The sequence below is a fragment of the Pseudomonas asiatica genome, from assembly GCF_040214835.1.
GTDB lineage: Bacteria > Pseudomonadota > Gammaproteobacteria > Pseudomonadales > Pseudomonadaceae > Aquipseudomonas > Aquipseudomonas putida_Z.
This window is the reverse complement of the sequence record NZ_CP157874.1, coordinates 1,536,517-1,558,379: the sequence shown is the minus strand read 5'-3', so window position 1 is coordinate 1,558,379 and position 21,863 is coordinate 1,536,517. Positions and strand designations below refer to the sequence as shown.

19 protein-coding genes, 5 tRNA genes and 1 pseudogene are annotated in these 21,863 nt (G+C 63.6%); 10 read left to right on the top strand and 15 right to left on the bottom strand.

Annotated elements, in window-relative coordinates; all coding sequences use genetic code 11:
* Positions 1-35 precede the first annotated feature (35 nt).
* Complete coding sequence (locus ABNP31_RS07155) at positions 36-1,499, top strand: hypothetical protein (RefSeq protein WP_085664908.1); 1,464 nt, start codon at positions 36-38, stop codon at positions 1,497-1,499.
* Between the two features lie 41 nt (positions 1,500-1,540).
* On the opposite strand, the gene ABNP31_RS07150 is transcribed toward ABNP31_RS07155, so the two are convergent.
* The 5 genes from ABNP31_RS07150 to ABNP31_RS07130 all read right to left on the bottom strand — a co-directional run bounded on the left by ABNP31_RS07150 (position 1,541) and on the right by ABNP31_RS07130 (position 2,102).
* Positions 1,541-1,616 (bottom strand) — tRNA-Gly (locus tag ABNP31_RS07150).
* Between the two features lie 84 nt (positions 1,617-1,700).
* Positions 1,701-1,776: transfer RNA gene (locus tag ABNP31_RS07145), tRNA-Gly, on the bottom strand.
* A gap of 3 nt (positions 1,777-1,779) precedes the next feature.
* Positions 1,780-1,855: transfer RNA gene (locus ABNP31_RS07140), tRNA-Glu, on the bottom strand.
* Between the two features lie 91 nt (positions 1,856-1,946).
* Positions 1,947-2,022, bottom strand: a tRNA-Gly gene (locus tag ABNP31_RS07135).
* A 4-nt stretch (positions 2,023-2,026) separates the two neighbouring features.
* A tRNA-Glu gene (locus tag ABNP31_RS07130) sits at positions 2,027-2,102 on the bottom strand.
* Positions 2,103-2,479: 377 nt separating this feature from the next.
* On the opposite strand from ABNP31_RS07130, the gene ABNP31_RS07125 reads away from it, so the two are divergent.
* Positions 2,480-3,247, top strand: a complete 768-nt coding sequence (locus tag ABNP31_RS07125; protein WP_085664907.1) for a hypothetical protein — start codon at positions 2,480-2,482, stop codon at positions 3,245-3,247.
* 127 nt (positions 3,248-3,374) lie between these two features.
* Here ABNP31_RS07125 and ABNP31_RS07120 read toward each other — a convergent pair whose 3' ends face one another.
* Complete coding sequence (locus tag ABNP31_RS07120; protein WP_350013134.1) at positions 3,375-3,857, bottom strand: GAF domain-containing protein; 483 nt, start codon at positions 3,855-3,857, stop codon at positions 3,375-3,377.
* Positions 3,858-4,745, bottom strand: coding sequence for an ATP-binding protein (locus ABNP31_RS07115; RefSeq protein ID WP_085664906.1), 888 nt, complete (start codon positions 4,743-4,745; stop codon positions 3,858-3,860). It lies immediately after the preceding gene.
* A gap of 200 nt (positions 4,746-4,945) precedes the next feature.
* Here ABNP31_RS07115 and ABNP31_RS07110 point away from each other — a divergent pair, with 200 nt between their 5' ends.
* Positions 4,946-7,303: a hybrid sensor histidine kinase/response regulator gene (locus ABNP31_RS07110; RefSeq protein ID WP_085664905.1), complete on the top strand. Its 2,358-nt coding sequence runs from the start codon at positions 4,946-4,948 to the stop codon at positions 7,301-7,303.
* Here the strand turns inward: ABNP31_RS07110 and ABNP31_RS07105 are convergent.
* Together ABNP31_RS07105 and msrB are read right to left on the bottom strand one after the other, a co-directional pair.
* Positions 7,293-7,781, bottom strand: a complete 489-nt coding sequence (locus tag ABNP31_RS07105) for a glutathione peroxidase (protein WP_015269382.1) — start codon at positions 7,779-7,781, stop codon at positions 7,293-7,295. The two genes, ABNP31_RS07110 and ABNP31_RS07105, sit on opposite strands and share 11 nt — an antisense overlap.
* A gap of 13 nt (positions 7,782-7,794) precedes the next feature.
* Positions 7,795-8,190: a peptide-methionine (R)-S-oxide reductase MsrB gene (gene msrB, locus ABNP31_RS07100; protein ID WP_085664904.1), complete on the bottom strand. Its 396-nt coding sequence runs from the start codon at positions 8,188-8,190 to the stop codon at positions 7,795-7,797.
* Positions 8,191-8,357: 167 nt separating this feature from the next.
* Between msrB and ABNP31_RS07095 the strand changes: the two genes are divergently transcribed.
* Complete coding sequence (locus ABNP31_RS07095) at positions 8,358-9,569, top strand: pyridoxal phosphate-dependent aminotransferase (protein WP_013971543.1); 1,212 nt, start codon at positions 8,358-8,360, stop codon at positions 9,567-9,569.
* 292 nt (positions 9,570-9,861) lie between these two features.
* Complete coding sequence (gene htpX, locus ABNP31_RS07090; protein ID WP_238067422.1) at positions 9,862-10,749, top strand: protease HtpX; 888 nt, start codon at positions 9,862-9,864, stop codon at positions 10,747-10,749.
* Positions 10,750-10,918: 169 nt separating this feature from the next.
* Here htpX and ABNP31_RS07085 read toward each other — a convergent pair whose 3' ends face one another.
* Entirely contained in the window at positions 10,919-11,569 is a 651-nt protein-coding gene (locus tag ABNP31_RS07085; protein ID WP_350013133.1) for a thiopurine S-methyltransferase, read from the bottom strand.
* A gap of 101 nt (positions 11,570-11,670) precedes the next feature.
* Between ABNP31_RS07085 and ABNP31_RS07080 the strand changes: the two genes are divergently transcribed.
* Positions 11,671-12,438, top strand: coding sequence for a DODA-type extradiol aromatic ring-opening family dioxygenase (locus ABNP31_RS07080; RefSeq protein WP_085664902.1), 768 nt, complete (start codon positions 11,671-11,673; stop codon positions 12,436-12,438).
* Positions 12,439-12,627: 189 nt separating this feature from the next.
* On the opposite strand, the pseudogene ABNP31_RS07075 reads toward ABNP31_RS07080, so the two are convergent.
* Both ABNP31_RS07075 and ABNP31_RS07070 read right to left on the bottom strand, forming a co-directional pair.
* Positions 12,628-14,341: pseudogene (locus ABNP31_RS07075) on the bottom strand (DEAD/DEAH box helicase).
* Positions 14,342-14,668: 327 nt separating this feature from the next.
* Complete coding sequence (locus ABNP31_RS07070; RefSeq protein WP_085664900.1) at positions 14,669-15,424, bottom strand: spermidine synthase; 756 nt, start codon at positions 15,422-15,424, stop codon at positions 14,669-14,671.
* 116 nt (positions 15,425-15,540) lie between these two features.
* On the opposite strand from ABNP31_RS07070, the gene ABNP31_RS07065 reads away from it, so the two are divergent.
* Entirely contained in the window at positions 15,541-16,887 is a 1,347-nt protein-coding gene (locus tag ABNP31_RS07065; RefSeq protein WP_003247094.1) for a class II 3-deoxy-7-phosphoheptulonate synthase, read from the top strand.
* Here ABNP31_RS07065 and ABNP31_RS07060 read toward each other — a convergent pair.
* Together ABNP31_RS07060 and ABNP31_RS07055 are read right to left on the bottom strand one after the other, a co-directional pair.
* Entirely contained in the window at positions 16,868-18,088 is a 1,221-nt protein-coding gene (locus ABNP31_RS07060) for a winged helix-turn-helix domain-containing protein (protein ID WP_350013132.1), read from the bottom strand. The two genes, ABNP31_RS07065 and ABNP31_RS07060, sit on opposite strands and share 20 nt — an antisense overlap.
* Before the next feature lie 146 nt (positions 18,089-18,234).
* Positions 18,235-18,453: a DUF1127 domain-containing protein gene (locus ABNP31_RS07055; RefSeq protein WP_085664898.1), complete on the bottom strand. Its 219-nt coding sequence runs from the start codon at positions 18,451-18,453 to the stop codon at positions 18,235-18,237.
* Positions 18,454-18,549: 96 nt separating this feature from the next.
* On the opposite strand from ABNP31_RS07055, the gene ABNP31_RS07050 reads away from it, so the two are divergent.
* A complete protein-coding gene (locus ABNP31_RS07050) occupies positions 18,550-19,401 on the top strand; it encodes a LysR substrate-binding domain-containing protein (RefSeq protein ID WP_025338181.1) in 852 nt (283 codons plus the stop codon).
* A 111-nt stretch (positions 19,402-19,512) separates the two neighbouring features.
* On the opposite strand, the gene ABNP31_RS07045 is transcribed toward ABNP31_RS07050, so the two are convergent.
* The gene (locus tag ABNP31_RS07045; RefSeq protein WP_085664897.1) at positions 19,513-20,262 is read right to left on the bottom strand and encodes a sulfite exporter TauE/SafE family protein; all 750 of its coding nucleotides are present in this window, start codon (positions 20,260-20,262) and stop codon (positions 19,513-19,515) included.
* Between the two features lie 114 nt (positions 20,263-20,376).
* On the opposite strand from ABNP31_RS07045, the gene ABNP31_RS07040 reads away from it, so the two are divergent.
* Positions 20,377-21,330 carry a LysR family transcriptional regulator gene (locus ABNP31_RS07040; RefSeq protein ID WP_025338179.1) on the top strand — a complete coding sequence of 318 codons (954 nt, stop codon included), beginning with the start codon at positions 20,377-20,379 and terminating at the stop codon, positions 21,328-21,330.
* A 58-nt stretch (positions 21,331-21,388) separates the two neighbouring features.
* Complete coding sequence (locus tag ABNP31_RS07035) at positions 21,389-21,844, top strand: MarR family winged helix-turn-helix transcriptional regulator (protein ID WP_025338178.1); 456 nt, start codon at positions 21,389-21,391, stop codon at positions 21,842-21,844.
* The last annotated feature ends 19 nt before the right edge of the window (positions 21,845-21,863 follow it).

Genomic DNA, 21,863 nt, shown 5'->3' with positions numbered 1-21,863 from the left:
TCATGCGATGAGTTTTTCATTCCGGAGGCGTCACCATGTCTTTCGTAGCTCACCTTCGTTGGTTGTTTACCCGCTTGCTTCGACCGACGGCCCAGTCGGACAAGCTTGCTCCTGTCCTGATTGAAGACCTACTGGACGATATCGAGGGCGGCGAGAGCAACCTGTTGCGCTACAGCGCTACGCAAAAGCCCCTGCGCGTGGCGTTCGAGATGTGGGAAAACTCCGACCCGAGCCCGGATGGCCCCGAAACACTAACGCTGTTCTGGAATGATCAGCCAGTCGACAGCAAGACCTGGACCGCTACGGTAGCCGAAACGGATCTTTTCATCATAGTGCCGGAACGCTACATGAGCACTGATGGGAAGCATACACTGCGCTACGAGGTGGAGCTGTATAACAGCAATGTTTCAGTCTCCCGGCCATTGGATATCTACATATTCACAACCCCGCCCGAACTCGCCAAGGATAGCGCCCTGCTGTTCGACCCGGCAGTCATTGCCAATGGGGTGACCGATGCCTACCTTCAGACCAATGGCGACGCCCTGCCCGCCATGGTTCCGGCCTACAAGAACGTTCGCCCCGGTGATGTCCTGACCTGGTACTGGAGCAAAACAGTCGGCGGCCAGGACCTGGTAGACAGCTGGACCCTGACCCTTGACGACACAAGCAAGCCGTTGCAAATCAATTTCCCCGGCGAGCTCATCCGCAAGCTGGGTGACGGCATTCGCTATGCGCATTACACGGTGCAGGACCGCGCCGGCACCCCTCTGCAACGCGCGCTGCCGATAGATCTGCAGTGCAACGCCACCCCACTGCCAACAAGGTTCGCTCCCCCTTACCTGAAGGAAACAGGCAGCACCGGCAGTAGCAGCACGTTGAAACCAGCACGGGCCACGAACGGTGGCACAGCGGTCATCAAATCGGGCAGCAGCTTCGAACCCGACGACATCGTGACAATGTACTTTGCGCATCCGGGCGAACACGGTGCCTTCAGCGCAGTCGTGAGCATTGCCCCCGGCGAGATGGAGTGTGCTATCCCCAGAGCGAACATTGCGGCGCGGATGGGCAGCAAGCTGGAGCTGTATTTCGAAGTCACGCGGCGTGGCAAGAATCACCCCTCAGACCCGCACCTTCTCAAGGTGGAAGCCCCGGACATTGGAGCCCCACAATCTGAACAGATCGGCAGCGAGCCGTTGAGCCTGAGCAAAATGGGCCCTGTGACCTTTACCCTGGAGCGCTGGGTGCTCAAGGATACCGGCCAGTTCGTCAGGCTTTACATTACAGGCGTACGCAACGATGGCAGCAAGGACCCGGTCGTGGTCGCAGAGGCAACACCGGTACCGTCGGCTGATGGCGACATGACGATCGGGACGGTAACTGCTGATGCGCTGAGGGTATTCGTCACACCGTCGGATCTGGAGATACTGGCGTTCCTCAGTGTCGACAACAAGCAGAGTTGGATTACCTCTCTTCCATTGCCGGTTCAACTGGTGAAATGACCAAAAAAAAAACCACTCCATATGGAGTGGTTTTTTTGAATTGGAGCGGGAAACGAGACTCGAACTCGCGACCCCGACCTTGGCAAGGTCGTGCTCTACCAACTGAGCTATTCCCGCATTGTGAAGCTTTACCGCTATCGGCGTGAAGCGCCTTGAAGACCTTCACCACCACTGCACCGCATAGACGCCACAGTATTGAACTGGAGCGGGAAACGAGACTCGAACTCGCGACCCCGACCTTGGCAAGGTCGTGCTCTACCAACTGAGCTATTCCCGCAAATGGCGTCCCCTAGGGGACTCGAACCCCTGTTACCGCCGTGAAAGGGCGGTGTCCTAGGCCACTAGACGAAGGGGACACACGACACTTTTCAGTGCACCAGGTTTGAACCTCACGATTCAGCCTGGATTTTCTTTTCCTGCCCCGCCATTAGGCGCTGCCGGAGAAACTGGAGCGGGAAACGAGACTCGAACTCGCGACCCCGACCTTGGCAAGGTCGTGCTCTACCAACTGAGCTATTCCCGCAAATTGGCGTCCCCTAGGGGACTCGAACCCCTGTTACCGCCGTGAAAGGGCGGTGTCCTAGGCCACTAGACGAAGGGGACACGCTGCTGGCATTACTGCCTGCTTTCACTCCCTGCCGCGTTTCGCTGTGTGCTTTACGCTGCAAGTGGCGCGCATTCTATGGATGGTTCGGACAGGCGTCAACCCCTTTGTAGAAATTTATTTAAATCAATGACTTCCGGGTGAGTTGGGGTGCAGATGCGGGAGGGGTTGCCGATATAGGGAGAGGCAATCCTGTGCCGGCCCTTTCGCGGCTAAAGCCGCTCCCACAGGGACCGTGCGCAGCTTGAAGGCAGTGCCGTACCTGTGGGAGCGGCTTTAGCCGCGAAAAGGCCGGTACAGGCATATAGCCGCTATTCGCCCCCCGGCAAACTCACTACACTCAAAGCTGTAATTCTTCTTCAATGAGGCATTAACGGTGACACCACTTCTGATCACCCTGCTCATCGTGGCGGGTATCGCGTTGCTGATCGTGATCGGCTACCTAAACAATGTGGTCGAGAACGGCAAGCTCGAGCGCGCCCGGATGAAGGTCGAGCTGGCCGACCGCCTGCGCCGCTGTGGCGAAATCACCGAGACCTTCCCCGGCCAGTTCATGACCCCGGCGCTGAAGTTGCTGCTGACCCGCCTGGAGCTCAACCTCAACCAGCGTCAACTGGCGATGGACAAGCACAATGCCGAAATCAAGGCGCGCATCGCCGAACTGGAGAGGCTGATTGCCCAGGGCGGGCAAATTCCGGTGAACAACCCGCCCAACCCGATCCAGACCGAGATCAAGGCCAAAGATGTCCGCTTCCTGCTGGAGGCGTTGCACAACCAGGTGACCCGCGCCGCCCAGGAGGGCTTCCTGCCCACGCCCGAGGCCAAGCAATGGATCAAGGAAATCCGCCATATCCTGGTGCTGCTGCATATCGAGTTCTTCAACAACCTCGGCCAGCAGGCCCTGCAGCAGAACCAGCCAGGCCAGGCGCGCCTGGCCTTCGAGCGCGGCGTGCAGTACCTGCGCAAGCAGCCGGAACCGAAGGTGTATGAAGAGCAGCTGACGTACCTGGAGAAGCTGCTGGCCCGGGCCAACGCCCAGGTGCTGGACCGCATGGCCCCGGCGGAGGACGAGCAGAATGAACTGACCCAGGGGCTCAAGACCGATGAGGAAGAGACCTGGAAGAAGAAGGTGATGTACGACTGATGCTTTAACCTGTACTGGCCTCTTCGCGGCTAAAGCCGCTCCCACAGGGACCGCATCGCCCTCAGGCTTGATGCCATCCTTGTGGGAGCGGCTTTAGCCGCGAAGAGGCCGGTACAGGCAACGACCATCAGCAGTCGGTCAGTTCCAGAAAAATCGCCGCCAACCGCTCCAACCCCACCTGATCCGCCTCACTGAAGCGCCCAAGCTTCGGGCTGTCCAGGTCCAGCACACCAATCAACCTGCCCTCCTTCACCAGCGGGATCACCAGCTCGCTGTTGGACGCGCTGTCGCAGGCAATGTGCCCCGGGAACCCATGCACGTCCTCTACCCGCTGGGTCTGCCGGGTGGCCGCTGCCGCCCCGCACACGCCCTTGCTGAACGGGATGCGCACGCACGCCACCTGGCCCTGGAACGGGCCCAGCACCAGTTCTTCGTTGCGGTTGAGGTAGAACCCCGCCCAGTTCAGGTCGTCCACCTGGTTATAGAGGAACGCCGAAAACTGCGCGGCATTGGCGATGAAGTCACGCTCGTCGGCAAACAGCGCCTGCACTTGCGCCGCCAGCAGGTTGTAGCCGTCGAGGCCGGCGCCACTGGCATTGAGGTCGATCATTTACTTTTGCTCCAGCAATTGCAGCCCGACCCAGTAGCGGGCGAACTGATAGGCACAACGGCCATTACGGTTACCGCGGCCGGTGGCCCAGCGCACGGCGAGGATGTCGAGTTCTTCGCTGCGCTGCCAGGCCAGGCCGGCAGTTTGCGCGAGCTGGCCGATCCAGTGCTCGACCACGTTCAGGAAGTGTTCCTGGGTGAAGGGGTAGAACGACAGCCACAGGCCAAAACGGTCGGACAGGGCAATCTTGTCTTCCACCGCTTCGCTGGGGTGCAGCTCGCCGTCCACGCGCCTCCAGTTCTCGTTGTCGCTCTCCTTCTCCGGCACCAGGTGGCGGCGGTTGGAGGTAGCGTACAGCAGCACGTTGTCGGGGGCCTGCTCTAGCGAGCCGTCGAGCACGCTCTTGAGCACCCGGTAGTCGCCCTCCCCGGCTTCGAACGACAGGTCGTCGCAGAACAGGATGAAGCGCTGCGGCAGCTTCTGCAGCTGCTCGACTACACGCGGCAGGTCGGCCAGGTGGTCGCGTTCGATTTCGATCAGGCGCAGGCCGGCACCGGCGTGCTCGGCCAGCAAGGCACGTACCAGCGACGACTTGCCGGTGCCGCGCGAGCCCCACAGCAGTGCATGGTTGGCCGGCATGCCGTTGATGAACTGATGGGTGTTGCGGCCCAGCTGGTCACGCTGCAGGTCGACGCCGATCAGGTCGCTGAGGCGGATGTCCAGGCTGACTTCCAGCGGCAGCAGGTAGCCGCTGCGGCCATCGCGCTGCCAGCGCGCGGCCAGGGTGGCGGCCCAGTCGATGTTCGGGCGCTGGGCCGGCAGCAGGGGTTCGAGGCGGGCCAGTACCGATTCGGCGCGGTCCAGGAAAGCAATCAAGCGAGCGTCCATCAGGGCTCCTGCAAATTCAGATTCGGGGCTGCTGTGCCGGCCTCTTCGCGGCTAAAGCCGCTCCCACAGGTTTATCACCGCCCTTGAGACCTGTGATGTACCTGTGGGAGCGGCTTTAGCCGCGAAGAGGCCGGCACAGCCAGTAGAACAATCAAGGCTGAATGTGTGACAGACCCACCAGCAGCCGGGGCTATTCGGCTATGCTTGCGCAGCGCAAGGGACGTGAAACCGGCTCGGGACACATGGATATCAAGTTCACCAATCGCCTGTCATACAAGCAAGCCCGGTTGACAGTCCTGGTCGGCTTCATCCTGGGAACATTGCTCAGTCTCATCCAGATCGGCATCGATTATGCCAGCGAAGACGCGTCCATCAACCGTGAAGTGCGCGCCTTGCTGCAAATCAGCCACAACCCGGCTTCGCGCATCGCCTACAACATCGACTCGGAACTGGCCCTGGAGCTGACCCGCGGCCTGCTGCAATCGCCGGCGATCATCCGTGCGCGGCTGATCGACAACAACGAAACAGTGCTGGCCGACGTCGAACGGCCGCGCCTGCAGGACCGCTACCGGCCGCTCAGCGACTTCCTGTTCGGCGACCAGCGCCAGTTCAAGGAACGCCTGTACCTGACCCACATGCCCGAGGAATACCTCGGCACCCTGTACCTGGAGGTGGACACCTACGCCTTCGGCAGCCGCTTTCTCGACCGCGCCGGCATCACCCTGCTCAACGGTTTCGCCCGCAGCCTGGTGCTGACCGGCATCCTCCTGGCGCTGTTCTACATGATGCTGACCAAGCCGCTGGTGACGGTGATCGGCGCGCTCAGCGGCAGCGACCCGCGCAAGCCCCGGCAAACCCGCGTGGCCTGCCCGCACGGCCACGAACACGACGAGATCGGCGTACTGGTGAAGGTCGCCAACCAGCAATTCGTCAGCATGGCCACCGAGATCGAGCAGCGGCGCACCGCAGAAAACCGCCTGACCCAGTACCTCAACGAGCTGGAAGATATCGTCTCGGCACGCACCAACGAGCTGAAGGCCAGCAACAGCAGCCTGAGCCTGTCCAACCAGGAGCTGGAAGAAGCCCGCCGCCGGGCGCTGGACATGGCCCAGGCGCGCGCCGCCTTCCTCGCCAACATGAGCCACGAAATCCGTACCCCGCTCAACGGCATGCTCGGCATGATCGCCCTTGCCCTGGACAGCCCGCTGCCCAGCGAGCAACGCCAGCAGCTGGCGATAGCCCATGACTCGGGCAAGGTGCTGGTCGAGTTGCTCAACGATATTCTCGACCTGTCCAAGTTCGATGCCGGCCAGCTGGAGCTGGAGCGCATTCCGTTCGACATGGGCTCGATGGTCGAGGACACTGCCAACCTGCTGTCGCAGAACACCGCGCAAAGCGTGGAGCTGACCTGCCTGATTGCCCGCGACTTCCCCAGCAGCGTGCTTGGCGACCCCACGCGGGTACGGCAGATCGTCAGCAACCTGCTGTCCAACGCCCTCAAGTTCACCCGCTTCGGCCGCGTGGATGTACGCCTGTCGACCATCGTCGGCGGTGTGCGCCTGGAAGTGCGCGACACCGGCATCGGCATTCCCGAAGAAGCCCAAGCGCGGATCTTTCAGCCATTCACCCAGGCCGGCGCCGGCATCACCCGCCAGTACGGCGGCACCGGCCTGGGCCTGGCGCTGACACGCAACCTGTGCAAGGCCATGCAGGGCCACCTGCATATCAAGTCCGACCCGGGCTTCGGCAGCCGCTTCACCGCCGAGCTGCCACTGGCGGTGCACACCGAGGCCATCCCGCCGGCACCGTTGCACGGGCGCGTGGCGGCGCTGAGCGCGGCCGGCAGCGGGCTCGATGAACTGTTGCAGGACCTTTTGCCCGCCTGGGGCCTTGCCTATCAGCACCATGACAGCAGCGCGGGGCTGGACGCCACGGCCATCGACCTGCTGATCACCGACAGCCTGGACCAGCTGTTCGAACTGCGCCCGGCATTGAAGACACCGATCCTGCTGGTGACCGCCTACGGCAACTTCCTGCCCAGCGAACAGTCGGTCACCCTCGCCCCCCTGCACCAGCTGGCCCGGCCGCTGGCGCGCAATGCCCTGTACCAGACCTTGCGCCGCACCTTGCAGGGCCACGAGCCCGAACACCCGCTGGCCACCCCGGCCATCACCCTGGAACAAGGCCGCGCGCGCATCCTGCTGGTGGAGGACAACCCGGTGAACCAGCTGGTGGCCAAGGGCATGCTGGCCAAGCTCGGTTGCCAGGTACAGCTGGCCACCCAGGGCGCCGAGGCCCTGGAGCTACTGGAACAGGACGAGTTCGACCTGGTACTGATGGACTGCAACATGCCGGTGATGGACGGCTACGAGGCCAGCCGGCGCATCCGCCAGAGCGGCCGCTGGCCCGACCTGCCGATCGTTGCCCTGACCGCCAACGCCATGCCCGAGGAGCGCGAGCGCTGCCGGGCAGCGGGCATGAACGACTACCTGGCCAAGCCGTTCCGCCGTGAAGAGCTGCTGGCGCTGGTCGACCACTGGGTGCCGGTCAACGGCTGAGCAGGCGCTCGATGTCCGCTTCCAGGGCCTGCGGCTTGGTGGTGGGGGCGTAGCGCGTTACCTGGCCAGAGGCCGGGTCGACCAGGAACTTGGTGAAATTCCACTTGATCTTCTGGCTGCCCAGAATGCCCGGGGCGCGCTGCTTGAGTTCGACGAACAGCGGGTGGCTGCCGGGGCCGTTGACCTCGACCTTGCGAAACAGCGGGAAGCTCACGCCGAAATTGCGCTCGCAGAACTGGGCAATTTCCCGCGCATCGCCCGGCTCCTGCTTGCCGAACTGGTTGCAGGGGAAGCCCAGCACCACCAGGCCGCGTGCGCGATAGGCCTGCCACAGTTGCTCCAGGCCCTTGTACTGCGGGGTAAAACCGCACTGGCTGGCGGTATTGACCACCAGCAACGCCTTGCCGGGGAAGTCGCCGAGCTTCTTGTGCTCGCCGCCCAGGGTCACGCAGGGGATGTCCAGTATCGATCCAGCCATGGTCGGGCTCCGGTCAGTCGCGCGGGCGCAGGTCGATGCACACCGAGTTGATGCAGTAGCGCAGGCCGGTCGGTGGCGGGCCATCGGGGAACACGTGGCCCAGGTGCGCATCGCAGCGGGCACAGGTGACTTCGGTGCGGATCATGCCGTGGGAGGTGTCGCGGATCTCGATCATCGCGCTCTCCTCGATGGGGGCGTAGAAGCTCGGCCAGCCGCAGCCGGAATCGAACTTGGTCTGCGCATCGAACAGTGCCAGGCCGCAGCAGATGCAATGGTAGATGCCGTCGCGGCGCTCGCTGTTGTACTTGCCGCTGAACGGCCGTTCGGTGCCCTTGAGGCGGCACACCTGGTACTGCTCGGGGTCAAGCATCGACCGCCATTGATCCAGGGTTTTCTCGATCTTTTGCATGTAGGGACCTCGGCAGGCTGAATTTCACTGCGCACCGTCTTTTCCGGGGCGCGGGTGGCACGTATATTAGTTGGCTTCGTGTGCCAGGCGTTCAGTCTGGCACCCGCTTCCTGCCCTTTCAAACCTTTCGGCGGGGCGTAGCGCGTTTTCTCAATCGGGATCCCATCATGCAGTTCAGCAAATCGAACAAGCTCGCCAATGTCTGCTACGACATTCGCGGCCCAGTGCTCAAGCACGCCAAGCGCCTGGAAGAGGAAGGCCACCGCATCCTCAAGCTGAACATCGGCAACCCGGCGCCCTTTGGCTTCGAGGCGCCTGACGAAATCCTCCAGGATGTGATCCGCAACCTGCCCACCGCGCAGGGCTACAGCGACTCCAAGGGCCTGTTCAGCGCGCGCAAGGCGGTTATGCAGTACTGCCAGCAGAAGCAGATCGAAGGCGTCGGCATCGAGGACATCTACCTGGGTAACGGTGTGTCCGAGCTGATCGTGATGTCGATGCAGGCGCTGCTCAACAACGGCGACGAAGTGCTGATCCCGGCCCCCGACTACCCGCTGTGGACCGCCGCCGTGAGCCTGGCCGGCGGCAAGCCGGTGCACTACCTGTGCGACGAGCAGGCCGACTGGTTCCCCGACCTTGAGGACATCAAGGCCAAGATCACCCCGAACACCAAGGCCCTGGTGATCATCAACCCGAACAACCCGACCGGCGCGGTGTACTCCAAAGAGCTGCTGCTGGGCATGCTGGAACTGGCCCGCCAGCACAACCTGGTGGTGTTCTCCGACGAGATCTACGACAAGATCCTGTACGACGAAGCCGTGCACATCAGCACCGCCTCGCTGGCCCCCGACCTGCTGTGCCTGACCTTCAACGGCCTGTCCAAGTCGTACCGGGTGGCGGGCTTCCGTTCCGGCTGGCTGATCATCTCCGGGCCCAAGCACCACGCGCAAAGCTACATCGAAGGCATCGACATGCTGGCCAACATGCGCCTGTGCGCCAACGTGCCGGCCCAGCATGCCATTCAGACCGCGCTGGGCGGCTACCAGAGCATCAACGACCTGGTGCTGCCACCGGGCCGCCTGCTGGAGCAGCGCAACCGCACCTACGAACTGCTGAACGACATCCCGGGCGTGAGCTGCGTGAAGCCGATGGGTGCGCTGTATGCATTCCCGAAGATCGACCCGAAGGTTTGCCCGATTCACAACGACGAGAAGTTCGTGCTCGACCTGCTGCTGTCGGAGAAGCTGCTGATCGTTCAGGGTACGGCGTTCAACTGGCCGTGGCCGGACCATTTCCGCGTGGTCACCTTGCCGCGGGTGGATGACCTGGAGGCGGCGATTGGCCGGATCGGGAATTTCCTGAAGGGTTATTCGCAGTAAGTGAAGGCCCTGGGGGCGCTTTGCGCCCCTTTCGCGACACAAGGCCGCTCCTACAGGGTTACGCGATCAGTTGTAGGAGCGGCCTTGTGTCGCGATGGGCTGCAAAGCAACCCCAAAACCCCACAGGATGTTTCTTACATCCTGCAACGCTCTATCCCACAGCCCCCGCACCATCCTCTGCCATACTCCGCCGTACACAGTTTGAAATAGTCGCCCGATTGAATCGGCACGGCAGGCCCCTTATATACCCCGCAGTAAGCGACAACTCATCCGTCAGGAGAACGTAACAACCATGATGCGCATTCTGTTGTTTGTAGCCACCAACCTCGCGGTGGTGCTGGTTGCAAGCATTACCCTGAGCCTGTTCGGTTTCAACGGGTTCATGGCCGCCAACGGGGTCGACCTGAACCTCAGCAGCCTGCTGGTGTTCTGCGCCGTGTTCGGCTTTGCCGGCTCCCTCGTCTCGCTGTTCATCTCCAAGTGGATGGCGAAGATGACCACCGGCACCCAGATCATCAGCCAGCCGCGCACCCGCCACGAACAGTGGCTGCTGCAAACGGTCGAAGAGCTGTCCCGTGAAGCGGGCATCAAGATGCCCGAGGTGGGTATCTTCCCGGCGTACGAGGCCAACGCCTTCGCCACTGGCTGGAACCGCAACGACGCACTGGTAGCCGTGTCCCAGGGCCTGCTGGAGCGTTTCTCGCCCGATGAAGTGCGCGCAGTGCTGGCCCACGAGATCGGCCACGTGGCCAACGGCGACATGGTCACCCTGGCGCTGGTGCAAGGCGTGGTGAACACCTTCGTGATGTTCTTCGCACGCATCATCGGCAACTTCGTCGACAAGGTGATCTTCAAGAACGAAGAAGGCCAGGGCATTGCCTACTACGTGGCGACCATCATTGCCGAGCTGATCCTGGGCATTCTGGCCAGCATGATCGTGATGTGGTTCTCGCGCCGCCGCGAATACCGCGCCGACGAAGCCGGTGCTCAGCTGGCCGGTACCGCGGCGATGATCGGTGCCCTGCAGCGCCTGCGCGTGGAGCAAGGCCTGCCGGTGCACATGCCCGACACCATGAAGGCCTTCGGCATCAATGGTGGCCTGAAGCACGGCCTGGCCGGGCTGCTGATGAGCCACCCGCCGCTGGAAGACCGTATCGAGGCCCTGCGCCGTCGCGGTTGATCCAACCGGTAAAACAAAAGGGCGACTTCGGTCGCCCTTTTTTGTACACCTGTGCCGGCCTCTTCGCGGGTAAACCCGCTCCCACAGGTTCACCACTCACCTTGAGGATTGTGCAGTACCTGTGGGAGCGGGTTCACCCGCGAAAGGGCCGGTGCAGGCTACACACCTGTCATCGGCTAACCCGGTACACCCGCTCCAACAAACTCGATACCCCGGCCTGCAAGAACTTCGGGCTTTCCTCAATCACCTCCACAGCCTCCAGCTCATCCACCTGCCACCCGGCAAACCCTTGCCGCAGCTCCTCATCCCCCACCGAAAACGGCGGCCCGCCCAGCAAAGCCTGGTCATAATCCAGAGTCACCACCACCCCCTGGCAACCCGCCGGCAGCAAGCCCGACAATAACTGCATGTAAGCCACACGCATCTGCGGCGGCAAGGCAATCAGCGCCGCCCGGTCATACAGCCCCGCGCAGTCGCCGATATCCTCTGCCTGCAACGCAAAGAAATCCCCACACCAGAGCTCAACGTCACCACTGCGCCAAACCTCGAAAGCCCCGCGCTGTTGCACCTCGGCTTCAAGCCCATGCTCGCCAAAGAAAGCCTCCACCGCCCGCCGCGACAGCTCTACGCCCAACACGCGGTACCCCTGCCCGGCCAGCCAGGCCAGGTCCAGGCTCTTGCCGCACAACGGCACCAGCACGCGGCTGCCCGGCGCCAGGCCAAGCGTTGGCCAATACTTCTGCAGATAGGGGTTCACCTGCGCCTGGTGAAAGCCGATCTGGTTGTCGGCCCACCGTTGCTGCCAGAACGCTGGCTCCATGATCACTCCCGATTTTTAGATGGTTTGTCGGTAAAAGTTGGTTTGGATTTCGATCTGTAGTTGATCGAAGATGAGTGCATCTTAACCGTCAGGACCCTGCCATGCTGCCCAGCCTGTTCATTTCCCATGGTTCCCCCATGCTGGCCCTGCAACCCGGCGCCAGCGGGCCGGCGCTGGCCGGGCTGGCCAACGCCCTGCCCCGGCCGAAAGCGATCGTGGTGGTGTCGGCGCACTGGGAAAGCCGCGAACTGCTGGTTACCGGCAGCGCACGACCAGAGACCTGGCATGACTTCTACGGTTTCCCACCGGCGCTGTATGCGGTGCAGTACCCGGCGCCGAGCGACCCCACCCTTGCCGGCCAGGTCAGTGAACTGCTGCAGGCTGCCGGGCTGCCTGCCCGGCTGGACGCGCAGCGGCCGTTCGACCACGGCGCCTGGGTACCGCTGTCGCTGATGTACCCGGATGCGAATATTCCGGTGGTGCAGGTTTCACTGCCCAGCCACATGGGGCCGGCGCTGCAGGTCAAGGTAGGCCAGGCGTTGGCGGGTTTGCGCGGCCAGGGCGTGCTGCTGATCGGCTCGGGCAGCATTACCCACAACCTGGGCGAATTGGACTGGCATGCCGGGCCGGATGTGATCGAGCCGTGGGCACTGGCGTTCAGGGATTGGGTGGTGGAAAAGCTGCGGGCGGATGATCAGGAAGCGCTGCTGGGTTATCGGCAGCAGGCGCCGTTTGCGGTGCGTAACCATCCCAGTGATGAGCATTTCCTGCCGCTGTTCTTTGCCCTGGGAGCTGGGGGCAAGTTCGGGGTGGTGCACCAAGGGTTTACCTTGGGGGCGTTGGGGATGGACATTTATCGGTTCGACTGAAGATAGCCGGGGGCGCTTTGCGCCCCTTTCGCGACACAAGGCCGCTCCTACAGAGGTTACGCGTCACCATGGGGTACGCGATCCCTTGTAGGAGCGGCCTTGTGTCGCGATGGGCTGCAAAGCAGCCCCAAAATGGCACAGGCAAAAAAAATCCCCAGCCAAAGCCGGGGATTTTTCATTGCGCCAGGATCAATCCTCGCGGTAGCGACGCAGCTTCAGCTGCTTGCCAGCCACGCGGGTGTCCTTGAGCTTGGACAGCAGCTTCTCCAGGCCATCTTCCGGCAGCTCGACCAGGCTGAAGCTGTCGCGCACCTGGATGCGGCCGATGGCGTCACGAGCCAGGCCACCTTCGTTGAGGATCGCACCCAGCAGGTTCTTGGCAGCGATGCCGTCACGAGCACCCAGGGCAGTACGGCAACGCACACGGCCTTCGGCCAGCGGCATCGGCGCACGGCGCTCGCGGTCACCACGCTCCGGACGCTCGCCACGCTCACCACGTTCGGTACGCTCACCACGCGGGGCGAAGCTCGGCACCAGCGGCTGCTCACGCTCTACCGCAGCCAGGTCCAGCGCCTGGCCATTGGTGGCCTTGCGCAGCAGGGCAGCAGCCAGGGCACGCGCGCTGCAACCCAGGTCGGCGGTCAGGCGGTCGAACAGCTCGCCGTGGGTGGCTTCCGCTTCGGCAACCAGCGGCGCCAGGCTCGTGGTCAGCTTCTTGATGCGGGCGTCCAGCACGGCCTGGGCATTCGGCAGGCGGGCTTCGGCAACTTTCTGCCCGGTTACGCGCTCGATCACCTGCAGCATGCGGCGCTCACGCGGGGTGACCAGCAGCAGTGCACGGCCATCGCGACCAGCACGGCCGGTACGGCCGATACGGTGTACGTAGGACTCCGGGTCGTACGGCATGTCGACGTTGAACACGTGAGTGATGCGCGGTACGTCCAGGCCACGGGCAGCGACGTCGGTAGCGACAACGATGTCCAGGCGGCCATCCTTGAGCGAGTCGATCACGCGCTCACGCTGGTTCTGGGCGATGTCGCCGTTCAGCGCGGCAGCCTTGTAGCCCTTGGCTTCCAGCGCGGAGGCCAGGTCCAGGGTGGCTTGCTTGGTACGCACGAAGGCGATCAGCGCGTCGAACTCTTCCACTTCCAGCAGACGCAGCACAGCCGGGATCTTCTGGTCGGCGTGGACCATCAGGTGGGCCTGCTCGATCGCGGTAACGGTCTGGGTCTTGCTCTGGATCTTGACGTGCTTGGGCTCGCGCAGGTGGCGTTCGGCGATCGAACGGATCGACGACGGTAGGGTGGCGGAGAACAGCACGGTCTGGCGGCTGGCCGGGATGGCATCGAAGATCACTTCGAGGTCGTCCATGAAGCCCAGCTTGAGCATCTCGTCGGCTTCGTCCAGTACCAGGTACTGCACGGTCGACAGGACTTTTTCGTCACGACGCAGGTGGTCGCACAGACGGCCCGGGGTGGCCACGACGATTTGCGCGCCGTTGCGGATCGCACGCAGCTGTGGGCCCATCGGGGCACCACCGTAGACGGCGACCACGTTCACGCCCGGCATCTGCTTGGCGTAGGTTTCGAAAGCGGTAGCAACTTGCAGCGCCAACTCACGGGTTGGCGCCAGGATCAGGGCTTGCGGTTCGCGCTTGCTCACATCGATCTTGTTGAGGATCGGCAGGGCGAAGGCAGCGGTCTTGCCGGTGCCAGTCTGCGCCTGGCCGATCATGTCGTGACCGGCGAGGATGATCGGGATCGATTGTTGCTGAATGGCGGACGGCTCTTCGTAGCCGGTCGCCAGAACGGCAGCAACAATATTCGGATTGAGATCGAGAGCGGCGAAGCCGCCGGTTTCCTGGGTCATGGGTCTGCCTCTAGGTGCATCCGCAAAGACCCATGCTCCAAAGCTGCACAAGCCATGAAAGACCGACAGGTCACCCAGGCAGCTTTGGCGGCGGGGATTTGCGAAAACGATTGAAAAAGAAAACGTGGGAAAGTCCGCCTAGCGGACGTGCAGCCGAAGCTGGACTCGGAGGGTTTGCACCACCTGATTTTGCGGTCCGCTAAAAGACCGGCGCGTACTATACCCGAAATCGTGCGCAGACGTGAGGAATATTTTCAGGGTGCCTGGCCAGTGTCGGGCCATCAGCAATGTGCGGCTGAAACGATTCCTGTCTGCGATACCGCGTCGCCTGATTCGCGGGCACGCCCGCGAAGAAGCCAACTCAGGTAGCCGGCCGAATCTCGCGGATCAGCCCCTCGAGGCTGTACCCCAGGCGCGGCGCCAGCGCCTCGGCCCGGGCTTTCAGAGCATCCAGGTCCAGCGTCTGCTCCAGGTCCGCCGGCACCAGCAGGATCACATTGCCCTCCTTCACCGGCAGCTCCCAGTAATGCCGGTGGTACAACCCGCGCAGCAACGCCGCGCCCAGCGGCTTGCCGTCGTCGGTGGCCCACTGGTTGATCACCAGCCAACCACCCGGGTTCAGCTGCTGCTGGCAGTTCTCCAGGAAGTTCCACGCCAGGTGGCCCACCCCCGGCCCATGGTCGGTGTAAAGGTCGACGAACAGCAGGTCGGCCTTCTCCGCCGTGGGCAACAGCTCCAGGGCATCGCCGATGCGTACATACAGCCGCGGGTCGTCGTCAAGGCCCAGGTACTCCATGGCCAGGCGCGGTACGTCCGGGCGCAGTTCGATGGCCTCGATGTCGTCCAGCGGCAGGAATTTCATGCAGGCCTGGGTCAGCGTGCCGGCACCCAGGCCGAGAAACAGCGCGCTCTCCGGCTGCTCGTGGCACAGCGCCCCCACCAGCATGGCGCGGGTATAGTCGTACTCCAGCCAGCTGGGGTCGGCCGTGAACACGCAGCTCTGCTCGATCGCATCGCCGAATTCCAGAAAGCGGTAGTCGTCGACTTCATACACGCTGATGACGCCAAAGGCGTCCTCCACCCGTGCCAGTAGCCGCTCTTCCCGTTCTGCCGCCATGCTCACCACCCACCCGCGCAAAAACGCGCATTGTCCGTCAACACCCTCGATGCAACAAGCGCAGCGCCAACTGTTACCATGGCCCAAAGCCTACAACCGACAAGACCGAGCCCGAGATGAACCAACCGTGGAGCCCCGACAGCTGGCGCGCCCTGCCGATCCAGCAGCAACCGACCTACCCCGATGCCGCGCACCTGCTGAAGGTCGAACAGACCCTGGCCAGCTACCCGCCGCTGGTGTTCGCGGGCGAGGCGCGCGAGCTGCGCCGGCAGTTCGCCGAGGTCACCGAAGGCCGCGCCTTCCTGCTGCAGGGTGGCGACTGCGCCGAGAGCTTCGCCGAGTTCTCGGCGGCGAAAATCCGCGACACCTTCAAAGTGCTGCTGCAAATGGCCATCGTCATGACCTTCGCCGCCGGCTGCCCGGTGGTCAAGGTCGGGCGCATGGCCGGGCAGTTCGCCAAACCGCGCTCATCGGGCGATGAAACCATCGGCGACATCACCCTGCCCGCCTACCGTGGCGACATCGTCAACGGCATCGGCTTCGACGCAAAAAGCCGCATCCCCGACCCGGAGCGCCTGCTGCAGGCCTACCACCAGGCCACTGCCAGCCTCAACCTGCTGCGCGCCTTCGCCCAGGGCGGGTTTGCCGACCTGCACCAGGTGCACAAGTGGAACCTGGACTTCATCGCCAACTCGGCGCTGGCCGACAAGTACCACCAGCTGGCCAACCGCATCGACGAAACCCTGGCATTCATGCGCGCCTGCGGCCTGGACAGCGCGCCGCAGCTGCGCGAAACCAGCTTCTTCACCGCCCACGAAGCACTGCTGCTGAACTATGAAGAAGCCTTCGTGCGCCAGGACAGCCTGACCGGCGACTACTACGACTGCTCGGCGCACATGCTGTGGATCGGCGACCGCACCCGCCAGCTGGACGGTGCCCATGTGGAGTTCCTGCGCGGCGTGCACAACCCGATCGGGGTCAAGGTTGGCCCGAGCATGAACCCCGAAGAACTGATCCGCCTGATCGACACGCTGAACCCGGCCAACGACCCCGGGCGCCTGAACCTGATCGTGCGCATGGGGGCCGGCAAGGTCGGCGACCACCTGCCGGGGCTGATCCGCACGGTCGAGCGCGAAGGGCGCAAGGTGCTGTGGAGCTCCGACCCGATGCATGGCAATACCATCAAGGCCAGCAGTGGCTACAAGACCCGCGACTTTGCGCAGATCCTGGATGAGGTGAAGCAGTTCTTCCAGGTGCACCAGGCCGAGGGCAGCCATGCCGGCGGCATCCACATCGAGATGACCGGGCAGAACGTCACCGAATGCATCGGCGGCGCCCGGCCGATCACCGAGGATGCGCTGTCCGACCGCTATCACACCCACTGCGACCCGCGGATGAATGCCGACCAATCCCTGGAGCTGGCGTTCCTGATTGCCGAAACCCTCAAGCAAGTGCGGCGCTGAGCAACGCCTGGCGCAACTGGCTGCCCTCGGTACGCGGGCAGTTCAGTTGCACCTTCTCCAGCCCCAGCCAGCTGGCCAGGCGCAGCAGGTTGCCGGCCAAGGCCTGGTAACCCTCTTCGTCAAGGCCGGCTTCCTCGACATGCACGGCGTGCACTGCCAGTTGCTCCTGGGCGCGCTCGGCGCGCAGGTCCACGCGCGCGGCGATGCGTTCGCGGTACAGGAACGGCAGCACGTAGTAGCCGTACACCCGCTTGTGCGCCGGGGTGTAGATTTCCAGGCGGTAGCGGAAGTCGAACAAGCGCTCGGTACGGTTGCGTTCCCAGACCAGTGAATCGAACGGCGACAACAACGCGCTGGCTTGGATGCGCCGGGGGATACGCGGCACGCCGGCGCAGTAGGCAAGCTGCTTCCAACCCTGCACCTCGACCGCTTGCAGGCGGCCATCAGCCACCAGTTCGGCCAGTGCCGCTTTGCCCTGCCCCGGGTCCAGGCGGAAGTAGTCGCGCAGGTCGCGCTCGGTGGCTACGCCCAGGGCGGTGGCGGCGTGCAGCATCAAGCCCTGATGCGCCTCGGTCTCGCTGGGCAGTGGCTGGTCGAGGATCGACCTCGGCAGGACCTTTTCCGGTACATCGTAGAGCCGCTCGAAGCCGCGCCGGCCAGCGACCGTCACCTCCCCTGCGGCGAACAGCCACTCCAGTGCGTGCTTTTCCTCGCTCCAGTCCCACCAGGGGCCAGCCCGCTCCTCGCGGGTGGACAGGCTGCCCGCGCCAAGGGCGCCCTGTTCGCGGACCGCTGCCAGTACCCGGGCGATCACATCCTGGCGTTCACGGCCAAACTGCGCGAGCTGGCGATAGATGCCACGGCCATCGGCGGCATGGGCCATGCGCCAGCGCAGCAGTGGGTACAGGCTCAGCGGCAGCAATGAGGCTTCATGGCCCCAGTACTCGAACAACAGGCGCTGGCGGCCACTGCCCCAGGCGAGCTGGTCGAGGGTGGCAGGCGAGTAGTTGCCCAGCCGGGAGAACAGCGGCAGGTAGTGGGAGCGGACCAGGGCGTTGACCGAATCGATCTGCAACACGCCCAGGCGTTGCAGCATGCGCTTGAGTGCTGGCAGGGACGGCGCCGATTCCGGCTGCTTGCCGAAACCTTGGGCAGAAAGGGCCAGGCGGCGGGCCTGATTGATGGACAGCTTGAGGGGCAAGCCTGAACTCCTTGTAGTGTCTGTTCCGGCCCTTTCGCGGGTGAACCCGCTCCCACAGGGATCCCACTGGTCTCGGGGGAATGTGGAGTTCCTGTGGGAGCGGGTTCACCCGCGAAGAGGCCAGTGGTTCCACCGACAAACTTAGCCTATTTCCGCAGCGGGTCATCCCAGAAATGCCGCTCGGCCTCCTGCTGGATATCCGCCCGGCTCAACCCCAGGTCGTGCAGGGTCGCATCACTCAGGCTGGCCAGTTCCTGGCGCTGGCGGTACAGCTGCAGCCAGCGCGCCGGGCGCTGCAGGGCGGCATGCCACAGGTGGTTCAGGGAAAAGACAGGTTGCTGGATGCTGCTGACATGACCTTTCATCGTGAAGCCCTCCGTGTTGATGGCTCCAGTCTCCTGCCAGGCATAAGATCAATCCAACGAATGTTTCTGATGCCATGCATCTCGGAGATTGATGCAATGTCCCAGTACCAGAGCCTCGATGCGGACGTACTGCGCACCTTCGTGGCCATCGCCGAGCAGGGCGGCTTCACCCGCGCCGGCGAGGTGGTCAACCGCACCCAGTCGGCGGTGAGCATGCAGATGAAACGCCTGGAAGAAGACATTTTGCAGCGCCAGCTGTTCGAGCGCGACGGCCGCCAGGTGCGGTTGACTGCCGAAGGCCAGGTGCTGCTCGGCTATGCGCGGCGCATCCTCAAGTTGCATGGGGAAGTGTTCAACACCCTGCGCATGCCGCACATGGTGGGGATCGTACGCATCGGTACGCCGGACGACTATGCCATGCGTTTCCTGCCGACCATCCTGTCGAGCTTTGCCCAAGCCTACCCGCTGGTGCAGGTGGAGGTGCATTGCGACTCCTCCAAACAACTGATGCTGCGCCAGGACCTGGACCTGACCATCGTCACCCGTGAGCCGGGCAACGAGATTGGCCAGCTGCTGCGCCAGGAACGCCTGGTCTGGGCCGCCGCGGAAGGCTTCTGCCCGCAGGAGCAACGCCCCATGCCGGTAGCCTTGTTCAACACCGACTGCTTCTGCCGGGCCTGGACCTGCAATGCCCTGGAGGCCCAGGGCATCGACTACCGCATCGCCTATACCAGCCCGAGCCTGGCAGCGATCTTCGCCATCGTCACCGCTGGGTTGGCGGTGACCGCACAGTTGCAGAGCCTGATCGGCGGGAATATCCGCATTCTGGGCGAAAGCGAAGGGTTGCCGCAGTTGCCGGTGGCCAATGTGATGCTGGTGCGCAGTACCCAGAACCCTTCGCCGATCACCGATTGCATGGCCGACTACATTGTCGAAGGTTTCAAGTGAGCCGGGGCTGCTGCGCAGCCCATCGCGACACAAGGCCGCTCCTACAAGGGCACGCGATCCCCTGTAGGAGCGGCCTTGTGTCGCGATGGGCCGCAAAGCGGCCCCAAAATCTCAAAGCTCGAACCCGAGCATCACCGCACACCCCACCAGAAACACACAGAACATTGCCCGCAACACCTTCTCCGGCAATGCATGGGCCAATTTCACACCCCAGCTGATACTCAGCAGGCCGCCCATCGCCAATGGAACCCCCACCCCCCAGTCAACACTGTGGTGCACCCCATAGGTCACCAGGGTTACCAAGGTACTCGGCGCCGCCAGCGCCAGCGACAGCCCCTGCGCCACCACCTGGGTGGTACCGAACACACTGGTCAGGATCGGCGTGGCCACCACGGCCCCACCCACCCCGAACAAGCCGCCCATGGTGCCGGCAAAGCTGCCCAGCACACCCAGCCACGGCCAGGCATAGCGCAACTCGGCGCTGGGCGGCGTTACCTTCATGAACATCCGCGCCACGTTCCACACCGCCAGGGCCACCAGGAAGCCGACAAAGCCCAGGCGCATGGATTGCGCATCCAGCCCCACCGCCCAGATCGACCCCAACCAGGCGAACACGAAACTGCACAGCGACAACGGCACCGCATGGCGCAGCTCGATGCGGTTACGCTGGTGATAACGCCACAGCGCCAGCAGCACATTGGGCACTACCATCACCAGCGCCGTGCCTTGCGCCAGTTGCTGGTCCAGGCCGAACAGCACGCCCAGCGCCGGAATCGCGATCAGCCCGCCGCCAATGCCGAACAGGCCACCCATGGTCCCCAGGGCTGCGCCCAGCACGATATACAACAACCACTCGATCATCAGGGGCCTCATCCGCCTTTACACATAATGCGAGCATGCTAACGATTGCGGGCTGGCGGGGAAACGCACAGCAGCGCACAATGGCTGTGCGTTTTTCGCAAAAGCAAGGCAGCCATGAGCCCCGATACCCTGACCGACCAGCTAAGCCTGTTCCTCGATGTGCTGGAAACCGGCAGTTTTTCTGCCGCCGCCCGCCGCCACCCGCTGACCCCGTCCGCCGTGGCCCGGCGCATCGACAACCTGGAAAGCGCCGTGGGCAGCCGCCTGTTCACCCGCAGCACCCACGCCGTGCGTGCCACACCTGCCGGCAACGCCTTTGCCGAACGGGCCAGGCGCATCATCGAGGAGCTGCGCCTGGCCCGCGCCGAAGCGGTGTCGCTGAGCAATGCCCCCGAAGGCCTGATCCGCATCGACGCCCCCGCCGCATTCGGCCGCCGCCACCTGGCCCCGGCCATCGCCGATTTCCTGGTCGCCTACCCGGGCCTTGATGTGCAACTGCGCCTGATCGACAGCTTCGTCGACCTGCATGGCAGCCACCTGGGCGAGGTCGACCTGGTGCTGCGCGCCGGCCCCCTGGCCGACACCCGGCTGGTCGCCACGCCATTGGCCTACATGGTGCGCATCGCCTGCGCCAGCCCGGCTTACCTGGCCAGCCGCGGCATGCCCACCTGCCCCAGCGAACTGCCCGGGCACGACGGCCTGGACTGGGACGGCCTGGCGCCGCCATTCGCCTGGCGTTTCAACGTGGCCGGGCAAACCCGCCTGTACCGCCCCTCACGCATGCGCATGGCCGCCAACAACGCCGAAACCCTGCTGTTCGGCGCCCTCGCCGGTTTAGGCATAGCCCACCTGCCCACTTGGCTGATCAGTGAATACCTGCTACGTGGCGAGCTGATACCTTTGTTTTGCGACGGTGGCTTGCCTCAAGCGGAAACCAGCGGTATCTACGCGCTTCGCCTGGAACATGAAACGAACTCTCGCAGTCGTTTGCTGCTCGAATTTCTCAAGAGCCGCTTCAGCCCGATTCCACCCTGGGACCTGGCCTTGCGCAGTGAACTGCGCGAATAAAGCGCGCACTTACGATCCGCGTGCCAGACTTTCCCATTGATTACCTTCAAGGACCTGCATGAACGCCAACACCCAAGCCTCCTGTGACGAGCTGCTGCTGGACAACCAGGTCTGTTTCGCCCTGCACTCCACCTCGTTGCTGATGACCAAGGTCTACAAACCGCTGCTGCAGGCCCTGGGCCTGACCTACCCGCAGTACCTGGCCATGCTCGTGCTGTGGGAGCACGACGGCCTGACCGTAGGCGAGATCAGCCAGCACCTGCTCACCGACCCCGGCTCGCTGACGCCGCTGCTCAAGCGCCTGGAAAGCGAAGGCCTGCTGCAGCGCAACCGCAGCCGCGAGGACGAACGGGTGGTACTGGTGCAGCTGACCGACAAGGGCCGCGCCTTGCAGCAGCAGGCCAAAGAAGTGCCGCAGTGCATCCTCAAGGCCAGCGGGCGCAGCCTGGAACAGTTGCAACAGCTGCAGGCCGACCTGCTGGCGCTGCGCGAGAACCTGCAGAAAACCCTCTGACAGCTATGCTGTGCAATGG